The 1,749-nt window shown below is 36.7% G+C and carries 2 protein-coding genes; both read right to left on the bottom strand.

The genetic code is table 11. The features are described from left to right. Window positions 1-208: hypothetical protein (locus LE180_RS06645; protein ID WP_374134667.1), on the bottom strand; the 208-nt coding region annotated here is incomplete at its 3' end. 491 nt (window positions 209-699) lie between these two features. Then, entirely contained in the window at window positions 700-1,740 is a 1,041-nt protein-coding gene (locus LE180_RS06640; RefSeq protein WP_374134669.1) for an aspartate-semialdehyde dehydrogenase, read from the bottom strand. Window positions 1,741-1,749 lie beyond the last annotated feature (9 nt).

The raw sequence follows: 1,749 nt of genomic DNA, 5'->3' as shown, positions 1-1,749 counted from the left end.
ATAGTCGCGATCCAACTTGTACTACATCCTCTGCCACCCCAACGGTTTTAATGTCGTTCTCAAATATACTCAACTCTACATTCCTTCCTAGCCCATTTACTCCGCTCCCAGCACCGCCGTCGCCCCCACTATTCTTGTTTCCTCCGCATGAACTCAATACCAAACTAAATACTACAACTACGCTTACCACTCTCTTGAAATTAATCACTCTAATACCCTTCCGTTTTTGTAGTCCAGACTCTTTAAACTCTTCTTACTTTGTTCTTCAGAATCTAAACTCTATTTTCGTACTCTTTTAAATAACCAATTACAACTGTTGTAATTATACAAATTTAATCCCTTACTTTTAACATTTCAACCTTGAAAATTATACAATGAAAATTCAACTCTACGTATCAAATTCTTTGAAGTAATCGAACTCGGATAATAACTAAATTCTGCTACTCGGACATCTCTTTAAATATTCTGACCTTCATCGAAAAGACCAATTTGCCATCAAAAAAACTAATATCAGAAATTGAATAGAGATATGGATGCAATGTGAAAATAGAGATTATAAATATGATAAAAATAGATTACAAACAAAAAAACGTCGTATCACAATCAAGCTCACCAAATAAAGACGAATAGATTTAACTCTCGGTATCTGAATTTATACATGCAACACCTAAAGTTAAGAAACAAGAATAAGCTCAAAACTTAAACAAGTTCAACGATTGCAAGCGTTTCTGCAATCTGTACTGCGTTCAATGCAGCGCCCTTTAAAAGATTGTCAGATACAATCCAGAACGTTAATGCGTTGTTTTTTGTTGAAATATCCGAGCGGATTCTTCCTATGTATGTTGTCTGCATGTTTTCTGCAAATAAAGGCGTAGGGTATTTTTTGGTTTTGGGATCATCTAAAAGCTGTATCCCGTTAGCTTTTAATAATAATTCTTTTGCTTGTGTAGGTGAAAGAGGCTTTTCGGTTTCAATCCATACACTTTCAGAATGCGAACGAAACACTGGCACTCTTACACACGTTGCACTTACTTCTATGGAATTATCCCCCATAATTTTCTTCGTTTCGTTTGTCATCTTCATTTCTTCTTTTGTATAACCGTTTTCTGTAAAAACGTCTATTTGAGGAATAAGATTAAACGCTATTTGATATTGGAACTTGTTTGCCGACGGTATTGTTTCTCCTTCAGCCCAAGCTTTTGTTTGTTCAATAAGCTCGTTAATGCCCTTTTGCCCCGCGCCCGAAACAGACTGATATGTTGAAACAATAACTCTTTTTATCTTTGCAAAGTCGTGTAAAGGCTTTAATGCTACAACCATCTGTATTGTAGAGCAGTTGGGATTTGCTATAATTTTCTTATCTTTTTTGAGATCGTAAGGATTTACCTCTGGGACTATCAATGGAACATCCTTATCCATTCTCCATGCGCTTGAATTGTCTATAACAAAACATCCGTCAGCTGCAAAAAAAGGGGCAAATTCCTTAGAAACGTCTGAGCCTGCGCTAAAAAGAGCAATATCAAGACCTTTGCCACTGTCTCTTGTAAGCAGTTCAACTGCTACTTCCGCGCCTTTATACTTTAATTTTTGACCTACGGAACGTTCTGAAGCTAAAAATTTTATACTTTCAACAGGAAAACTCCTGTCTTCTAGCATTCTAATCATTTCACGTCCTACTGCGCCTGTTGCGCCTACAACCGCCACTCTGTAGTTTACCATTTTGATATTTCCCCTCTCCATCTTTTCATG

The organism is Candidatus Endomicrobiellum pyrsonymphae (genome assembly GCF_020328025.1).
Taxonomy (GTDB): domain Bacteria; phylum Elusimicrobiota; class Endomicrobiia; order Endomicrobiales; family Endomicrobiaceae; genus Endomicrobiellum; species Endomicrobiellum pyrsonymphae.
Note: the sequence above shows the minus strand (reverse complement) of the source record. Positions and strands in the feature narration are given on the sequence as shown.